The sequence below is a fragment of the Propionicimonas paludicola genome (assembly GCF_002563675.1).
GTDB classification, from domain to species: Bacteria; Actinomycetota; Actinomycetes; order Propionibacteriales; family Propionibacteriaceae; genus Propionicimonas; species Propionicimonas paludicola.
Genome location: NZ_PDJC01000001.1, coordinates 1,062,747 through 1,078,383, shown reverse-complemented (window position 1 = coordinate 1,078,383; position 15,637 = coordinate 1,062,747). Strand labels below are relative to the sequence as shown.

Here is a 15,637-nt window from a genome sequence, read left to right as displayed (position 1 = left end):
ATGCTGGTGCTGGCTATCGTCCTGATCAGTCTCGCCCTGGTCTTCTACACCCTCGGCGTCTGGGCCGAACGACGCTCCGGCGAACTGCACTGGTGGCACGTTGCCGCCTTCGGAGTCGGCTTGACCGCCGACATCAGTGGCACCTCGGTGATGGCGCTGATCGCCAACTCCGGTGCCACCACCATCGATAAGAGCTCCTGGCTGACCCAGGTGATGGCCATCACCGGTGGCCTGGCGCTGGTGCTGATGGCGCTGCATCTGGTGTGGGCGGCTGTCACCATGGTGCGCAACCGCGCCGAGGAGAAGCGCTCCTTCCACCGGTTCAGCATCGTGGTCTGGGCCATCTGGCTGATCCCCTACTTCACCGGAATGGTCGCCGCCATGCTCTAGCCGGGACCGGTCGTCGGTTCGGCACCACCGGATCTCCGAGAGCAGCCACTCCGAGGCCAGGACACCTCTAGCATCGGACTCACTGGCGGACGAGGATCGATGATCGCAGCTGAGGGTTTGACCAAGGTGTTCGGCGGCCGGGAACAGGAGTTCCTGGCCGTCGACGCGCTCGACCTCGAGGTGGACGAGGGCGAGGTCTTCGGCTTCCTCGGACCCAACGGTGCGGGCAAGACCACCACCGTCCGGATGCTCGCGACCCTGGTGGGTGCCAGCTCCGGCCGGGCCTGGGTGAACGGCATCCAGATCGGGGCTGGGAGGGACGCCGAGATCCGCGCCCGGATCGGGATCCTCACCGAGTCGCCGGGGCTCTACGAGCGCCTCAGCGCCGAACACAACCTGCGGATCTTCGCCGAGCTCTACGGCTGCGCCGATCCGGCCGGCCAGGTGGAGAAGTACCTGCGCCTGCTCGGGCTGTGGGAGCGCCGCGACGATCCGGCCGGGACCTTCTCCAAGGGGATGAAGCAGAAGCTGGCAATCGCCAGGGCCCTGGTTCACGAACCGGCCGTGGTGTTCCTCGACGAGCCGACCTCAGGGCTGGATCCCGAAGCGTCCAAGAACGTCTGCGACTTCGTCGAGACGCTGCGCGGACAAGGGCGGACGATCTTCTTGTGCACCCACAACCTGGACGAGGCCGAGCGCCTGTGTGATCGGGTCGGCGTCTTCCAGCAGCGCCTGATCGCCGTCGACTCCCCCGACGCCCTGCGTCGGCAACTCTTCGGTCGCCAGACCGTCGTCCAGCTCGCTCCGGACAGTCCGGTCCTCGACCCGCAGCGGCTCGCCGAACTGCTGCCGGGGATCGAGCCCGCCACCGTGGTGGCCGGCGACGAGCAGAACGGCGTCCAGCTGATCTTCACGGTCCGGCAGCCCCATGCGGAGAACCCGGAGATCGTCCGGGCACTGGTCGGCTGCGGCGCCCGGATCGAGGCCGTGACCGAGGTTCATCACTCCCTCGAGGACGTCTATCTCAGCCTGATCAGGGACGGCGCCGCACAGGAGGGCGTCCGATGAGCGCCATCTCCACCATCGTGGCCAAGGAGTGGGCCGGGGTCGTCCGAAACCGGACCGTCCTAGCCGTGGTGCTGATCGTGCCGCTGGTGATCACTGCCATTCCGATCGTGATGCTCGCCGTGATGGCCAACCTCGGGATCAGCCAGTCCGACTTCGCTGAGATCGGCTACCTGCTGAACAACCCACGCTTCGACGGGATGGGGCCGGTGGAGGCCATGCAGGCGGTGATGGCCTCCAACATGCTGGTGCTCTTCTTGATGATGCCGGCCATGGTCCCGGTGACCATCGCCACCAACAGCATCGTCGGAGAGAAGCTGACCCGATCCCTCGAACCGCTGCTGGCCACCCCGATCAGCACGACCCAGCTCCTGGTGGCCAAGGGCGCGGCTGCGGCCGTCCCCGGGATCGCCACGGCCTGGGCCGGCTACCTGATCTTCCTGATCGGCGCGCGGATCTTCTCGGTCAGTGATCGGGTGTTCACCATTTTCATCGACCCGATGTGGCTGGTGGCTCTGTTGGTGCTGGCCCCACTGCTGACGGTCCTCGCGGTGAGTGCCTCGATCATCGTCAGCAGCCGCGCCACCGATCCGGCGGCGGCCCAGCAGGTCGGCGGCCTGGTGGTGCTCCCGCTGGTCCTGCTGCTGATCTGCACGCTGAGCGGAGTGGTTCAGCTCAGCGGGGTGGTCTTCTGGATCGCCGCCGCCGTGGTGGCTGCGATCGATGTGGTGCTGCTACGCCTCGGCGTCCGCCTGTTCAATCGGGAGAGCATCCTCACCCGCTGGAAGTGACCCCCGCCGCCGCCAGGCGCGATAGCCCAGGGCGGCACCGGCCACGGCCAGGCCGAGCAGAGCCGGCCATCCGGTCAGCCACAGCAGGACGCACACGCTGATCAGCGAGAACACGGCCACCGACTTGGCGAAGACACCCGAGAGCAGCTTCAGGGCCGCCGCGGTGCCGAGCACGTAGACCAGGGTGATCCCGCCGCTGACCATCAGCATGAACGTGTGCTGGTCCAGCGGCAGCAACGCCACCACGATGGCCGAGACCACCACGAAGGTGAGCGAGCGATGATCGGTGCCGGTCAGCCAGCGCGGCAGGGCACCCTCGGCGGCCAGGGACGTGCCCAGTCGGGTGGCTCCGGCCACGTAGGCGTTCACTGTGCCCAGGGTCAGCAGCAGGGCCACGATGGCGGTGATCAGCCGGGCCGGCTCGCCGATTCCGACCGCGAGCAGGTCGGCCAGCGGAGCCTGACTGGCACCCAGCTTCGGCCCGAGCACGGCGATGTTCGTTCCGGCCACGGCCAGGTAGAGGACGCCGACCACGGCCACCGCCAACATGGTGGCCTTGGGGACGTCCCGGCGCGGGTTGGCATAGTCCGGCGAGAGCGAGGAGACCGCCTCCCAGCCGGCGAAGGCCCAGACCAACATCGCGGCCGCGACTCCGACCGCCGGCCAACCCTGCGGGGCGAACGGCACGAAGTTGGACGGCTGCGCATGCGGCAACGCCACCAGCACCGTGATCACCATCAGCGAGACCAGCACACTGACCATGACCAGCTGGACCCGTCCGGAGACGTGCAGGCCCAGCCAGTTCAGGATGAAGACCACGGTGATGATCACTCCGAAGGTGGCCAGGCTGGTCAGCCGGCCCCCGCCCAGCGCATCAGCCAGGTAGCCGCCGGCGAACGATGCCGCCACCGGCGCTCCGACCGGCACGGCCAGGTAGAAGACCCAGCCCACAGCGTCCGCCGCCGCTCCCCCGAAAGCCTGCCGGACGTAGCTGGATACCCCGCCGGCGTCCGGGAACCGGGCTCCCAGTTCGGCGAACAGCCACGCCAGCGGAGCCGAGATCACGACCAGGGCCAACCAGGCCAGAATCGAGGCCGGCCCGGCCACGGCGGCCGCCATGGCCGGCAGCGAGATGATCCCCGCACCGAGCACCGCGCCGGCGCTCATGGCAGCGCCCTGGGCCACGGTCAGCTTGTGCACGCGGCAACCATAGGCCACCCAGGAGGGCTCAGTTGGCCGAGTAGGCCACCGCGACCGCTGCACCCAGCTTGGCGTTGTTCTTCACCAGGGCGATGTTGGCCCGCAGCGAATCGCCATCGGAAAGCTCGACGATCCGGCCCAGCAGGAACGGGGTGATCGCGGCACCGGTGATGCCGCGCTGATCAGCCTCGGCCACGGCCTGCTCGATCAGCGCGCCGATCTGATCGGCCGGGATCTCGTCGGCCTCCGGGATCGGGTTGGCGATCACCAGGCCACCGGCCAAGCCGAGGTCCCACTTGGCCTTCATGGCCGCCGCGATGGTCGCGGCATCGTCCAGGCGCAGCGGCGAACGGAAGCCGCTGGTCCGGGAGTAGAAGGACGGGAAGTCGTCGGAGCCGACGCTGATCACCGGGACGCCGAGGGTCTCCAGCACCTCCAGGGTGCGGCCGATGTCGAGCAGCGACTTCACGCCGGCGCTGACCACGGCCACATCGGTGAGGCTGAGCTCGGTGAGGTCGGCCGAGACGTCCATGCTCGACTCGGCGCCGCGATGGACGCCACCCAGGCCGCCGGTCACGAACACCCGGATCCCGGCCAGCGCGGCCAGCCGCATGGTCGAGGCCACCGTGGTGGCACCGTGCGCCTTGGTGGCCACCACGAACGGCAGATCGCGGATGCTGACCTTGCGGACGCCACCGTCGGAACCCAGCAGATCCAGCTCGGCATCGCTCAGGCCGATCCGCGGCACGCCGTCCAGGATGGCGATGGTGGCCGGCACGGCGCCGCCGTCCCGAATGATCTGCTCGACCTCGCGGGCGGTCTGCACGTTGCGCGGGTAGGGCATGCCGTGGCTGATGATGGTCGACTCCAGCGCCACGACCGGACGTCCGGTGGCCAGCGCCTCACGAACCTCCTCGGTAAAGGTGAACAGCTCTGCGGTCATCGGTGAACTCCTTCTGCGTGCAGGCGCGCCGCGAATGCGACGCCCAGGTCTGGTCGTACGGTCTGTGAACTGGCCAGGGTCAGAGCGGCGGCCAGGTGGCCCCAACGGGCCGCGACGTCGGCCGGTTCCCCGGCCAAGAGAGCGTGGACGTAGCCGGCGGTCATGGCATCTCCGGCGCCGGTGACGTCCACCACGTCGACGGTCTCGGCGTCCAGCGCGACCACCCGATCGGCTCCGATCAGCATGCTGCCCGCCGCGCCGCGGCTCACCCACACGTAGGCCACCCCACGCTGGTGGAGTTCACCGGCAGCGGCGACCAGCTCGTCGGGGTCGTCGGCCACCGGGTGGTCGACCAGGGCGGCCAACTCGTCGACATTGGGCGTGATCGTGAACACCGGGCGCAGTGGCGACAGCAACGCGGCCAGCCGAGCCGCCTTGGCCACGCTCACCGGCTCGACCACCGTCCGCACCCCGAAACCGGCCGTGACGGCCAGCGCCCACTCCAGCACAGCAGCCGGCAGGTTGCCGTCCAGCACGACGACGTCGCTGCGCGAGACCAGGTCCTGGGAGCGGCTCAGCGCCGCCGGATCGAGGGCATCGGTGGCGGCGAAGTCGGCCATTCCAATGATCAGTTCACCCACGTCGTCCAGCGCGGCCAGGTAGCTGCCAGTGGGATGAGCGCTGGTGTGCACGTGATCGACGAAGACACCGGCCTCCGCGGTGCGGGCCAGCAGCTCACGTCCGGCCGAGTCGGCGCCGACCGCAGCCACCAGGTAGACCCGGTCGCCGAGCCGGGCGATCCCCTCGGCGATGTTGCGGCCGACCCCTCCCGGGGTCTGCACGACAGTGGACGGGTTGGACGTGTGCAGCCGCGCGGCCGCTCGACTGCGGGCCTTGATGTCCCAGGCGGCTCCACCGATCACCGCGGCACTGGCGTGGTCGCGGAGCAGGTAGCCGCGGCCGACGATCTCGCCTTTGGCGCTCAGCGAGGACAGCACGACGGCCACCGCACCCTTGCTGGTACCCAGCAGCGCCGCCAGCCCGGCGGCATCCAGCGACGGCTGGCTGCGCAGCAGTGCCAGTACCTCGCGTTCCCGTGGCGTCAGACTCACGTAAGCATTCTTAGCCCCACTTGCATCTATTAGCAAACGGAACCGCCGGGGTTGGCAGCTGATCACGGCCGCCCCGACGGTCAGTGATGCTCCGACCGCCGAGGCGGCCTCAGTTCACGGACACGCCAATCCCTCGCTCACCAGGCGTGGCTCAGGACTTCTCGGTCTGCTCAGCCGTGGGCTGGTCGGCATCAGCAACACTCACCGCGTCGGGATCGGTCGCCGTCGGCGCCTCACCGGCTGCGGGGACGTCCTCCGTCGACTGCGCGGCCCGACGCCGGTTGCGGCGATGCCGCCACCACAGGATGGGGATCACGATCAGGGCGGCCAGCGCCAGGAACGGCAGCAGTACGCCGAGCAGGGTCGCGGCGATCGCGAAGGCCTTGATCAGCCCATCCCAGCCGGCTTGGAGGCCGCCGAGGAAGCCGGGAGTCGTGGTGGTCACCACTTGCCCCGGAGTCAGCAAAGTCACCGTGATGGTCGAGCGGGCCACCTGGCCGGCCAGCGCCTTCTGTTGCGCGGCCAGCGAGTCCCGTTCACCCTGGCGAGCGGTCAGCTGCTCCTCCATGCTGGCCAGATCGCCGAGGTTCCCGGCCCGCTCCATCAGCTTGGTCAGCCGCGCGATCGAGGCGTCCAGGTTGCGCAACCTGGCGTCGATGTCGGCCACCTGAGTGGTGACGTCGTCGGTGGTGACCTGGCGGGACAGCACCTCACCGAGGCCGCCGACTGCCGCCAGCGCATCGTCGAGCTGGTTGGCCGCCACTTCGAGGACGACGTACGAACTGGTGGCCGAGCCGCCCTCCTCCAGGCTCAGTTGCTCGGAGGTCACCTGGCCCTGATGACTGGAGGCGAGCAGCCGAAGCCGAGCGACGGCCGGCAGGAGCTCGGGAACGCGCAACGCGACCTGGGCGGTTCGGACCAGCTGCGGGCTGAGCTGGTCGGACCCGCCAGTGGATGGAAGGCCCTTGTCGCCGGGCAACCCCGGACGTGGCGCGGAGTCAGGCAGCGAGTAGCCAGTGCCACCGGAGGCAGCACTGGGTTCCGCGGCCGGCCCGTCACCTTCGCCGGCGCCGGCGCCGGCGCCCGAGCAGCCCGTGAGAGCGAGGACTGAGAGCAGGACCACAGTCAGGAGCTTCTTCATACCTAAGTACACGCCGCAGCCGAGGAGAGTGTGGCAGTTTTCGTCGAGAAACTCCCCGCCGCTCAGCCGGCCGTCCGGCGCCGAGTGACCCCGGGGGCCAGACGCCATGCGCCGGACGGATCCTGAGCCACCAGCTGGAGCTGGATCAACTCCTCGAGGCCGGCCAGGCACGCGGGCAGGCTGCAGTCGGCGCGCAACGCCAACTCCGATGCCGGGAGGCTGCCTCGGCCCGGAATCACCTCGAACAGCCGCAGCAGGGTCGGATCCAGCCCATCGGTGACCCGGTGATCGCCGGAGTCCCAGCGGCGGGCGCGCCCCATCGGATCGAGCAGCTCCACGATGTCGGCTGCGCAACTGACCAGGATCGCCTCCGCGTCCCGGATCAGTCGATGCGGAGTGACCGAGGTGGCACTGGTCACCGGGCCGGGAACAGCCATCACCACCCGGGCCAGCACATTGGCCCAGGTCACCGTGTTCCGGGCACCGGATCGGGCGGCGGCCTCGACCAGAACGGTGCCCGGCGAGAGCGCGGCGATCAGGCGGTTTCGGGCCAGAAATCGGACTCGGGTGGGGTGCTCTCCGGGCGCGAGCTCGCTGACCAGGAGTCCCTTCTCGGCGATCCGTTCGAACAATGGCCGATGCCCGCTGGGGTAGGCCTCATCGAGGCCACCGGCCAGCACGGCGATGCTCGGCGAGCGCCCGGCCAGACAGCCCCGGTGGGCGGCGGCGTCGATGCCATAGGCGCCGCCGGAGATCACCGTCCGTCCGCCCTCGGAGAGCTCGGCAGCGATCTCGGCGGCCACCGTGTCGCCGTAGCCGGTGGACGCGCGGGAGCCGACGATCGAGACGGCCTTGTGGCACAGCTCAGCCAAGTCAGCGGGGCCGCCCAGCCACAGCCCGATCGGCACTCCGGAGAGCTCGTTGACCGGCTCGCAGTCCTCCAGATCACCCAGCCGGGTCGGCCACTGCGGGTCGGACGGAGTCAGGAACCGCAGCCCCAGGGATCTGGTGGCGGCCGCCAAGGCCTCGGGATCAACCCGACGGGCACGCTGGGCGAGGGTGGACGACTCGGCGCCGGTCACCATGGCCTGCCAGGTCGCCTCGGCCCCGAACTCGTCCAGCAATCTCCCCACGCCGGGTCGGCCGGGCTCGACCACGGCGGCCAGGCACATCCGGGCCAACCGCTCGTCCATCAGGCCGCCCCCGCCTCGCGTGGCTCGCCGCGGCGCAAGGCCAGGGCCAGCTGGAGTTCGGTGCGGCCGGGCCGATCCCGACCACCCAAGTCGGCGATCGTCCAGGCCAGTCGGACCACCTTGTCGACCCCGCGCACGGAGAGCTGGCCGCGCTGGAGTACCGAGGTCAGTAGCTCGGGGTCGGTCGGCGCCGGGAGCCGCTTGCGGAGTACCGCGCCGGGCACCTGAGCGTTGGTGCGCAGCCCCAGCGGAGCCAGCCGGCTCAGCTGACGCTCTCGGGCCTGAGCGACCCGCTCCGCGACCGCGGCACTCCCCTCGCCGGCGATGGCCTCGCTGAGCAGGTTGAGCCGGACCGGCCTCAGCAGCTGATGAACGTCGATCCTGTCAAGAATCGGGCCGGAGACTCGGCTGCGATAGCGACGCACCACCATCGGCGGGCAGTGACACACCGCACCCACCGTGGTGGCGTTGCCACAGGGGCACGGGTTGGCCGCTAGAACCAGCTGGAACTGGGCCGGGTAGATGGCCGTGGCGCTGGCCCGGGACAGCACCACCCGTCCGGACTCCAGCGGCACTCGCAGAGCCTCCAACGCCTTCGGCGGGAACTCCGGCGCCTCGTCCAGGAACAGCACCCCGTGGTGTGCCCGAGAGACCGCCCCGGGCAGCGCCACCCGGGCTCCGCCGCCGACCAGGCTGGCGATCGATGCGGTGTGATGAGGATCGGCGAAGGGCGGTCGGCGAATCAGCCCGGCCTCCAGGTTCAGGCCGATCAGCGAGTGGATCGCCGACACCTCCAAGGCCTCGTCGGGGGCCAGTTCGGGCAGGATGGACGGCAACCGCTCGGCCAGCAGGGTCTTGCCGACTCCCGGCGGCCCGTGCAGGTAGAGATGATGCCGCCCGGCGGCAGCAACTTCGAGCGCCCACTTCGCCTCGGGCTGCCCGATCACGTCGGCCAGATCAAGCCGGACGGCTGGCTCCTCCTCGCGCTCAGGGGACGCCGCCGCGACCACTCCCGGCCCGCCCTCGAGCACGGCGAACAGATCCTCCAGGTCAGCGACGCCGAGCACGGTCAGCCCCTCGACCAGGCTGGCCTCGTGCAGCTGGCCCACCGGCACCACGGCGCGCTCGAAGCCGTTGCGAACGGCCCCGAGCAGGGCCGGCAACAGCCCCCGGACGTTACGAACCCGGCCGTCCAGCCCCAGTTCGCCGAACATCACCAGTCGTTCCAGGGCGGCTCGGTCACAGCGCTGGTTAGCGGCCGCCACGGCAGCGGTGATGCTCAGGTCGTAGTGCGAGCCGGCCTTGGGCAGCGCTGCCGGGGACAGGTTGATCGTCACCGGATTGCTGGGCCAGTTCTGGTGGGCCGAGGCCATCGCCGCCCGGCACCGGGCTTTCGCCTCCGACAGTGCCAGGTCCGGCAGGCCGACCATCACGGTGCTGGGCAAGCCGGAGCCGATCGCCGCCTCCACCTCGACCATGGTTGCCTGCATGCCGACCAGCGCCACCGACCAGGCCCGGGCCTGGCTCATCGGCCCAGGCCCTTCAGATGGGTGAGTTGCGGACCGTCCGGGCCGAGCAGGACACCGATCGCGTCGATCCGAAAGCTCGGCACCGGACGCTGCTGGGCCCGCAGCCAGTACAAGACCAGTTCCCGTAGCTTGCCCAGCTTGGCACCGGTGATCGCCTCCAGCGGCGTCCCGAAGGACAGCCCGGTGCGGCACTTCACCTCACAGAAGACCACTGTGGGTTCACGGCCCGGCTCGACGGCGACGATGTCGAGCTCGCCGGCCGTGCAGCGCCAGTTCCGCTCCAGGATCGTCCAGCCCTTCGCGAGCAGGTACTCCGCGGCCAGCTGTTCGCCACGACGTCCGACCTCGTCCTTGTCCACGCGACCACCTCCGTCCCGTCACTGTGGGCGGAACGGCGCAGGGTTGTTCAGTGATCAGCGAGGTTGTGGACGACGCGTGGCGGCATCCACAGCGGCACTACAGGTTGTCGGGAACCTTCAGCTCGGAGTGCGCGATCTCCTCGATCGACACGTCACGGAAGGTGAGCACCTTGGCGCTCTTCACGAAACGGGCCGGACGGTACATGTCCCAGACCCAGGCGTCGGCCATCGAGACCTCGTAATAGACGTCGCCACCCTCGGTGCGGACCTTCAGGTCGACCGCATTGCACAGGTAGAAGCGCCGCTCGGTCTCCACCGCATAGGTGAAGATCCCGACCACGTCCTTGTACTCGCGGTACAGCTGCAGTTCGAGTTCGGATTCGTACTGCTCTAGATCCTCGGCGCTCATAGCGGATTCACCCTACCCGCTCGCCGGACGTTCTCGAAGCACTGCCGGTGAATGCTGCTCGCGCCGTGTTGCTCGAGTCGCTCCTGGTGCAGGCTCGTGCAGTAGCCCTTGTGAATGTCGAAGGCGTACTGCGGCAGTTCCTGGTGCCACTGATCCATGATCCGGTCCCTGGTCACCTTGGCGATCACCGATGCAGCCGCCACGGCCGCCGCCACCTGATCGCCCTTCCAGACCGCCAGGCTGGGCATCGACAGCCCGTCCACGCTGAAGCCGTCGGTGATGGCGAAGTCCGGGGACGGGTCCAGCCGGGCCACCGCTCGGCGCAGCGCGGCCAGGTTGGCCTGCTGCATCCCCAGCCGATCACACTCGAGGTTCTCCACACAGACCACCGACCAACTGATAGCCCGGGAGAGGATCTCCGGGTAGACCCGCTCGCGCTGGGCATGGCTGAGCAGCTTGGAGTCGGCCAGTCCGGGCACTCGTCCGCTGCGGCCTGCGGGAAGGATCACGGCCGCGGCCACCAATGGGCCCGCGCAGGCGCCACGTCCGGCTTCGTCGGCACCGGCGATCAGCTCGAAGCCGGCCCGGCGAAGCGAGGCCTCGTAGGCGTAGATGCCGGCATCCCGGCGCACCACCACTGCCATCGGCAGGGCTAGCAGACGACCCGATCGCCGGTGATCACCGGTGCGGCGGGTGGCGGGCCGCCAGGCGACACGCTCTCGAAGACGTGGGGTCTACTGATCCCGTGGATGCGGTCGAAGGGGAACACCACGGCCACCGCCACCCCCACCACAGCGTCCGTGGGGACGAAGGCCATGCTGCCCTCAGGCAGGCCGTCGGTGGTTGGCTCGCCGAGGTGGCAGCGCGAGTCCTGGGACGCATTGCGATGGTCGCCCATCACGAAGATCGTCCCAGCCGGCACCACCACGTCGAAGGAGCGCGACGACGGCTCGACCTGCTGGCCCGTAGTCGGGTCGGTGTAGAGGTACTCCCGCTCGTCCAGAGCCACGCCATTGACCGACATCCGGCCGCGCGCGTCGCAGCAGACCACGTGATCCCCGGCCACTCCGATCACCCGCTTGACCAGGTGCTCGGCACTCTCGTCCGGGGCCAGACCGAGGAAGATCAGTGCCTCGTGCAGACCATCGACCTTGTGCGGAGTGGTGTTCAGCCAGCCACGGGCGTCCCGGAAGACGACGACGTCACCGCGCTGGAAGCCGGCCACCTTCTGGACGGCCACCCGGTCGTTCACCATCAGCGTGTTCTCCATCGACTGGGATGGAATGACGAACATCTGGACGATGAACAGGCGCAGCAGGGTGGACGCAACCAAGGCGCCGATCACGACAATCGCGATCTCCCGCAGCCACGCACCAAGGGTGCTCAGCGCCGATGGACGTTCAGCCGATTCTGCCTTCGCCACCGGGTTCCTCTCCCTAGCTGCCGTTGAGATCCATACTGGCGGCAATCACGGGCCCTAGGGCTCAGCGGTCGCGCTTCTCCTTGATCTTCGCAGCCTTGCCGCGCAGACCACGCAGGTAGTACAGCTTTGCACGACGGACGTCGCCGAAGCGCTCCACCTCGATCTTCTCGATGATCGGGCTGTGCAGCGGGAAGGTGCGCTCGACACCGGTGCCGAAGCTGACCTTGCGGACGGTGAAGGCCTCGGCGATACCCGAGCCGTTGCGGGCGATCACGACACCGGCGAAGACCTGAATACGGGAGCGGTTACCTTCGATGACCCGCACGTGCACCTTGACCTGATCGCCAGGGCGGAACTCGGGAAGGTCGCTGCGGATTGCCTCCGCGGTGATCTGCTCTACCAGCTTGTTCATGGTTTCCTCGCCAGTGCCACAGGACACTAAGTTCATTGATTCATGATGGGGCGTCGACGCCTTCCCCCTGTGGCAGGAGCGACGACGGCACAACGACTGCCAAGTTTGCCACACCGGCCCCCGCCCCGGGAAATCGATGGACGGCACAGGGCCCCGGGACGCATCCCGGGGCCCTGTGGCAGGTGCTACTTGCCGTCCCGCTTGAACAGCGAGGCGATCAGGTCGCGGTTGAGCTGGCTGATCGTGTCGAACGGGATCTCCTTGGGGCAGACCGCCGCGCACTCGCCGATGTTGGTGCAACCACCGAAGCCTTCGGCATCGTGGGTGGCCAGCATCTTCTTGATCCGCAGGTGCCGTTCCGGCTGGCCCTGCGGGAGCATGGCCAGGTGGGTGATCTTGGCCGCGGTGAACAGCATGCCCGAGTGGTTCGGGCAGGCCGCCACACAGGCGCCACAGCCGATGCAGGTGGCCGCGTCGAAGGCCCGGTCGGCCTTCAGCTTGCCGACGGCGTTCGCGTGGGCGTCCGGCGCCGAGCCGGTGTTCACCGACACGTAGCCACCAGCCTGGATGATCCGGTCGAAGGCCGTACGGTCGACAACCAGGTCCTTGATCACCGGGAACGAGCCGGCCCGCCAGGGCTCGACATCGATCGTCGCGCCGTCGGAGAACGACCGCATGTGCAGCTGGCAGGTGGTGGTCGCCACCGGCGAGTTGCCCCGGCCGTGCGCGGTGCCGTTGATCACGACGCCACACATGCCGCAGATACCCTCGCGACAGTCGTGGTCGAATGCGATCGGCTCCTCGCCCTTGACGGTGAGGTCCTCGTTGAGCAGATCGAGCATCTCCAGGAAGGACATGTCCTCAGAAACGTCCTGCACCTGGTAGGTGACCATCCGCCCTTCCGAGGCGGCATTCGCTTGGCGCCAAACGCGCAGAGTGATGTTCACTTGTAACTCCGTTGCTTCAGCTCGATGGCCTCGTAGACCAGATCTTCCTTGTGCAGGACGGGCTTCTCGCCGGTGCCGGTGAACTCCCAGGCCGCCGCGTAGAGGAACTCGTCGTCGTGGCGCAGCGCCTCGCCGTCCTCGGTCTGGCTCTCGGCCCGGAAGTGACCACCGCAGGACTCGCGACGGTGCAGCGCATCGACGCACATCAGCCGGCCCAGTTCGAAGAAGTCGGCCACCCGGCCGGCCCGCTCCAGGGTCTGGTTGAAGTCCTCGTTGACGCCGGTGACCTTGACGTCCTTCCAGAACTCGGCCTGCAGCTCGTCGATCTTGGCGATCGCCAGCTTCAGACCCTCTTCGGTGCGCTCCATGCCGCAGTACTCCCACATGATGTGACCGAGCTCCTTGTGGAAGGAGTCGACCGTGCGGGAGCCGTTGATCGAGAGCAGCTTGTCGATCCGACCCTTCACCGATTCGAGCGCCTCGACCGCTGCCGGGTGCGAAGCGTCCACAGCCGGGAACTTCAGGGCATCGGCGAGGTAGTCGTTGATGGTGTTCGGCAGGACGAAGTAGCCATCGGCCAGGCCCTGCATCAGCGCGGACGCACCGAGCCGGTTCGCGCCGTGATCGGAGAAGTTCGCCTCACCGGTCACGTACAGGCCCGGGATGTTGCTGGACAGGTCGTAGTCGACCCACAGGCCACCCATCGTGTAGTGCACCGCCGGGTAGATCCGCATCGGAGTCTCGTACGGGTTCTCACCGGTGATCTGGGCGTACATGTCGAAGAGGTTGCCGTAGCGGGCCGCCACTCCGTCCTTGCCCAGTCGCGAGATGGCGTCGGAGAAGTCCAGGTAGACGCCGCGGCGCACCATCTTCTCGTTGCCGTTGTCGTCGTACTCCTTGACGGCCGGGCCGACGCCGCGGCCCTCGTCGCAGCGGTTCTTGGCCTGACGGGACGCGATGTCACGCGGAACCAGGTTGCCGAAGGACGGGTAGATCCGCTCCAGGTAGTAGTCGCGGTCCTCCTCGGCGATCTCGCGCGGATCCTTGCCGCAGTCCTCAGCCTTCTTGGGAACCCAGATGCGGCCGTCGTTACGCAGCGACTCCGACATCAGGGTCAGCTTCGACTGAGTCTCGCCGTGCACCGGGATGCAGGTCGGGTGGATCTGCGTGTAGCAGGGGTTGGCGAAGTACGCGCCCTTGCGGTGTGCCCGCCAGTTCGCGGTCACATTGCAGCCCATGGCATTGGTGGACAGGAAGAACACGTTGCCGTAGCCACCGGTGGCCAGCACGACCGCGTCGGCGAAGTACGTCTCGATCTCCCCGGTCACCATGTCCCGAGTGACGATGCCGCGCGCCTTGCCGTCAGCAACGATCAGCTCGAGCATCTCGTGGCGGGCGTACATCTTGACCGTCCCGGCCGCCACCTGGCGCTCCAGCGCCTGGTAGGCGCCGATCAGCAGCTGCTGACCGGTTTGGCCACGGGCGTAGAAGGTGCGCTGCACCTGGACGCCACCGAAGGAGCGGTTGTCGAGCAGGCCGCCGTACTCACGGGCGAACGGGACGCCCTGAGCCACGCACTGGTCGATGATGTTCGCGCTGACCTCGGCCAGCCGGTAGACGTTGGTCTCACGAGCGCGGTAGTCGCCGCCCTTGACCGTGTCGTAGAACAGCCGGAACGTCGAGTCGTTGTCGTTGCGGTAGTTCTTGGCGGCGTTGATGCCACCCTGAGCCGCAATCGAGTGCGCCCGGCGCGGGCTGTCCTGGTAGCAGAAGTTGAGGACGTTGTAGCCCGCCTCGCCCAGCGAGGCGGCCGCAGCGCCGCCGGCCAGGCCGGTGCCGACGATGATCACCGTCAGCTTGCGGCGGTTGGCCGGGTTGACCAGCTTCGCCTCGAACTTACGCTTGGCCCACTTCTGCTCGATCGGACCGCCCGGTGCCTTGGTATCGGCAACCGGCTCGCCCAGAGTGAAGTAGTCGGCGCCGGGGAGCTTCTTCGCGTCCGCAGCCTTGGTTGTCGTCGTCATCGTCCAATCCATCCAAAGAAGACGGCCACAGGCATGACCATGAAGCCGATGTAGAGCAGGATCGCCACGGCCCACGCGCAGGCGTTCAACACGACCTGGGCCTTCGGGCTGGTGTTGGCACCCAGAGTCGCGAAGGCGCTCCAGAAGCCGTGCCGGATGTGCATGCAGACGGTCACCATCCACAGCGCGTACAGCGCCACCATCCACCAGATCCGGAACTCGGAGAGAACCATCTGGTACGGGCTACCGGTGTAGGGACCGGCAACCAGGGTTGCATGCACGGTGAACTGGGCGAGATGGAAGATCAGCAGGCCGGCCAGGATGATGCCGCCCCAGCGCATGGTGCGCGCCGAGTAGGTCTGGGCCAGCCGCCGCTTCGCCTCGTAGGTGGTGGGGCTGGCCAGCTTGGCCCGCCGCCACAGGGTCACTGCCGAGTAGATGTGCAGCACGATCGCTGCGACCATCACCGCCCGGAAGATCCAGATGAACCAGCCCTTAGGCAGCAGCGGGTAGAGCATTTCGACCTTCAGCCACTCTGCATAGTGGTTGAAGGACTCCTCGCCGAGGAACATCTTCGAGTTGCCGAACATATGCATCAGCAGGAAGCCGATCATCAGCAGACCGGTTACGGCCATCAACGCCTTCAGCGCGACTGTCGATCGGACGGCACTCTGATGCGGAGTAAGAGTAGTTGTCGCC

The 15,637-nt window shown here is 68.2% G+C and carries 17 protein-coding genes; 3 read left to right on the top strand and 14 right to left on the bottom strand.

Annotation, left to right across the window (positions count from 1 at the left end):
* From ATK74_RS04930 to ATK74_RS04920, 3 genes are all read left to right on the top strand, one after another.
* On the top strand, nucleotides 1-390 hold the full coding sequence (locus ATK74_RS04930) for an HsmA family protein (RefSeq protein WP_098460000.1): 390 nt from the start codon (nucleotides 1-3) through the stop codon (nucleotides 388-390).
* Between the two features lie 99 nt (nucleotides 391-489).
* Nucleotides 490-1,458 carry an ABC transporter ATP-binding protein gene (locus tag ATK74_RS04925; RefSeq protein ID WP_098459999.1) on the top strand — a complete coding sequence of 323 codons (969 nt, stop codon included), beginning with the start codon at nucleotides 490-492 and terminating at the stop codon, nucleotides 1,456-1,458.
* Nucleotides 1,455-2,246, top strand: a complete 792-nt coding sequence (locus ATK74_RS04920; protein ID WP_098459998.1) for an ABC transporter permease subunit — start codon at nucleotides 1,455-1,457, stop codon at nucleotides 2,244-2,246. The genes ATK74_RS04925 and ATK74_RS04920 overlap by 4 nt, the downstream gene beginning before the upstream one ends.
* Here the strand turns inward: ATK74_RS04920 and ATK74_RS04915 are convergent.
* From ATK74_RS04915 to ATK74_RS04850, 14 genes are all read right to left on the bottom strand, one after another.
* Nucleotides 2,190-3,446: an APC family permease gene (locus tag ATK74_RS04915; protein ID WP_098459997.1), complete on the bottom strand. Its 1,257-nt coding sequence runs from the start codon at nucleotides 3,444-3,446 to the stop codon at nucleotides 2,190-2,192. The two genes, ATK74_RS04920 and ATK74_RS04915, sit on opposite strands and share 57 nt — an antisense overlap.
* Before the next feature lie 28 nt (nucleotides 3,447-3,474).
* Nucleotides 3,475-4,389 carry a pseudouridine-5'-phosphate glycosidase gene (locus ATK74_RS04910; RefSeq protein ID WP_098459996.1) on the bottom strand — a complete coding sequence of 305 codons (915 nt, stop codon included), beginning with the start codon at nucleotides 4,387-4,389 and terminating at the stop codon, nucleotides 3,475-3,477.
* Nucleotides 4,386-5,501, bottom strand: coding sequence for a carbohydrate kinase family protein (locus ATK74_RS04905; protein WP_098459995.1), 1,116 nt, complete (start codon nucleotides 5,499-5,501; stop codon nucleotides 4,386-4,388). Before ATK74_RS04905 ends, ATK74_RS04910 begins: the two co-directional genes overlap by 4 nt.
* A gap of 151 nt (nucleotides 5,502-5,652) precedes the next feature.
* Nucleotides 5,653-6,642, bottom strand: a complete 990-nt coding sequence (locus ATK74_RS04900; RefSeq protein ID WP_169923737.1) for a DUF4349 domain-containing protein — start codon at nucleotides 6,640-6,642, stop codon at nucleotides 5,653-5,655.
* Between the two features lie 62 nt (nucleotides 6,643-6,704).
* Nucleotides 6,705-7,835 (bottom strand): DNA-processing protein DprA, encoded by a 1,131-nt coding sequence (gene dprA / locus ATK74_RS04895; RefSeq protein ID WP_098459993.1) that lies wholly within the window; start codon nucleotides 7,833-7,835, stop codon nucleotides 6,705-6,707.
* Nucleotides 7,835-9,364: a YifB family Mg chelatase-like AAA ATPase gene (locus tag ATK74_RS04890; protein ID WP_098459992.1), complete on the bottom strand. Its 1,530-nt coding sequence runs from the start codon at nucleotides 9,362-9,364 to the stop codon at nucleotides 7,835-7,837. Before ATK74_RS04890 ends, dprA begins: the two co-directional genes overlap by 1 nt.
* Nucleotides 9,361-9,723, bottom strand: coding sequence for a YraN family protein (locus ATK74_RS04885; protein WP_098459991.1), 363 nt, complete (start codon nucleotides 9,721-9,723; stop codon nucleotides 9,361-9,363). Before ATK74_RS04885 ends, ATK74_RS04890 begins: the two co-directional genes overlap by 4 nt.
* A gap of 97 nt (nucleotides 9,724-9,820) precedes the next feature.
* Complete coding sequence (locus tag ATK74_RS04880) at nucleotides 9,821-10,132, bottom strand: DUF2469 domain-containing protein (protein WP_098459990.1); 312 nt, start codon at nucleotides 10,130-10,132, stop codon at nucleotides 9,821-9,823.
* Nucleotides 10,129-10,776, bottom strand: coding sequence for a ribonuclease HII (locus tag ATK74_RS04875; protein WP_098459989.1), 648 nt, complete (start codon nucleotides 10,774-10,776; stop codon nucleotides 10,129-10,131). The genes ATK74_RS04880 and ATK74_RS04875 overlap by 4 nt, the downstream gene beginning before the upstream one ends.
* 8 nt (nucleotides 10,777-10,784) lie before the next feature.
* Complete coding sequence (gene lepB, locus ATK74_RS04870; RefSeq protein WP_098459988.1) at nucleotides 10,785-11,555, bottom strand: signal peptidase I; 771 nt, start codon at nucleotides 11,553-11,555, stop codon at nucleotides 10,785-10,787.
* 61 nt (nucleotides 11,556-11,616) lie between these two features.
* Nucleotides 11,617-11,967 carry a 50S ribosomal protein L19 gene (gene rplS, locus ATK74_RS04865; RefSeq protein ID WP_098459987.1) on the bottom strand — a complete coding sequence of 117 codons (351 nt, stop codon included), beginning with the start codon at nucleotides 11,965-11,967 and terminating at the stop codon, nucleotides 11,617-11,619.
* Nucleotides 11,968-12,152: 185 nt separating this feature from the next.
* Nucleotides 12,153-12,914, bottom strand: a complete 762-nt coding sequence (locus ATK74_RS04860) for a succinate dehydrogenase/fumarate reductase iron-sulfur subunit (RefSeq protein ID WP_098459986.1) — start codon at nucleotides 12,912-12,914, stop codon at nucleotides 12,153-12,155.
* Nucleotides 12,911-14,938, bottom strand: coding sequence for a fumarate reductase/succinate dehydrogenase flavoprotein subunit (locus tag ATK74_RS04855; RefSeq protein WP_098459985.1), 2,028 nt, complete (start codon nucleotides 14,936-14,938; stop codon nucleotides 12,911-12,913). Before ATK74_RS04855 ends, ATK74_RS04860 begins: the two co-directional genes overlap by 4 nt.
* Nucleotides 14,935-15,573: a succinate dehydrogenase cytochrome b subunit gene (locus ATK74_RS04850; RefSeq protein ID WP_211283426.1), complete on the bottom strand. Its 639-nt coding sequence runs from the start codon at nucleotides 15,571-15,573 to the stop codon at nucleotides 14,935-14,937. The genes ATK74_RS04855 and ATK74_RS04850 overlap by 4 nt, the downstream gene beginning before the upstream one ends.
* Between the last annotated feature and the right edge of the window lie 64 nt (nucleotides 15,574-15,637).